Genomic DNA, 1194 nt, shown 5'->3' with positions numbered 1-1194 from the left:
CATCGACCGGAGGTGTAGCCGGTTCTCTCTTGGCTTCATCACCAAAAACGCCCATCGCCCCCTCAAGGAGTTGGTCTTTCCACTGCTTGATCTGGTTGGCGTGCACGTCGAACTGCTGGGACAGTTCCACCAGCGTCTGCTCGCCTTTGATCGCGGCAAGCGCCACTTTCGCCTTGAAAGCCGGGCTGTGGTTCCGGCGCGGTCGTCTCGTCATGATCTCTCCTGTTTCCGGCATCTAAGCCAAAGTCAGGCAGAAATTCCACTTATCCTAGCTGTTCAGATTTCCCGAGCCAGCTCTCACCTCTGCTACCGGCATGCCTTCATCTGCCAGACGCAGAATGAACGCGATCTGCACCTCAGAGAACTTCGGTTCTTCATGGAACTCTCTTTTTCCCGTTAACGGGATCATAATTGAAAATTCCAGCTCAGAACGAACCGAATTCCGGGAGGCACGTCAGCGGCTACGACTTTTCGATCGGAACTGCCAACTAGTCACGGTAATCCCTGATAGACTTAGCGTTGAGTTTTTTGGCAGGCACCAGACGGTAGTGGCGCTCTTCGACAACTTTGATTTCGTCGTCTTGCAAGGTCAGCTCAAACAATGCAACGACGTTTGAATCCATGAACTGTGCTGCAATTGCTCTACATCTCATGCCGGGAAATTTTTCCTCGACGAAGTGAATATCTTGGTCGATTTGCACAATGCTAATTTGGTCTTTTCCACCCTTGGCTTGCACCGGAATAACGAAATGGCAGCCGCGCTTGTCTATCCCAACATATAATTCATCGATCTCAATTTGGCCGACACCTTTTACGGTTGTTCGGAGATGGTTTTGCAGGCTGTAGGTCGTCAAACTTAGGAAAGTATCGATGAGCCGATTGTAGCGAACGATCGCTAAGAGCCTGATTTAAAAGTAGTTGAGTGATATCAAAGGGTTGTGATTCAACCGTCTTTGTCGAGAAGATGGAGGATCGAATGCCCTGGGATGATATCACTCGCAAACAGCATAACCGGGACGATCTGCGTTATCCAACTGATTTGATGGATCGGGAATGGGCGATTTTGGCGCCGCTGATCCCTCCGGCCAAATCCGGCGGTCGGCCACGCAAGACCGACATGCGAGAGGTGGTGAACGCGGTCCTTTATATCGCGGGCAGCGGCTGTCAGTGGCGGGCACTGCCGAAGGACTTTCC

3 protein-coding genes are annotated in these 1194 nt (G+C 51.7%); 1 reads left to right on the top strand and 2 read right to left on the bottom strand.

The features are described 5' to 3' along the window. Both OA90_RS27800 and OA90_RS27795 read right to left on the bottom strand, forming a co-directional pair. Positions 1-214: IS3 family transposase (locus tag OA90_RS27800; RefSeq protein ID WP_068416196.1), on the bottom strand; the 214-nt coding region annotated here is incomplete at its 3' end. Positions 215-488: 274 nt separating this feature from the next. Next, positions 489-854 carry a hypothetical protein gene (locus tag OA90_RS27795; protein WP_199823893.1) on the bottom strand — a complete coding sequence of 122 codons (366 nt, stop codon included), beginning with the start codon at positions 852-854 and terminating at the stop codon, positions 489-491. Positions 855-976: 122 nt separating this feature from the next. On the opposite strand from OA90_RS27795, the gene OA90_RS27790 reads away from it, so the two are divergent. Beyond that, on the top strand, positions 977-1194 hold a 218-nt coding region (locus OA90_RS27790; RefSeq protein ID WP_156510692.1), incomplete at its 3' end, for a transposase.

The organism is Labrenzia sp. OB1, assembly GCF_001624695.1.
Lineage (GTDB): Bacteria > Pseudomonadota > Alphaproteobacteria > Rhizobiales > Stappiaceae > Roseibium.
This window is presented reverse-complemented; position numbering and strand designations above follow the sequence as displayed.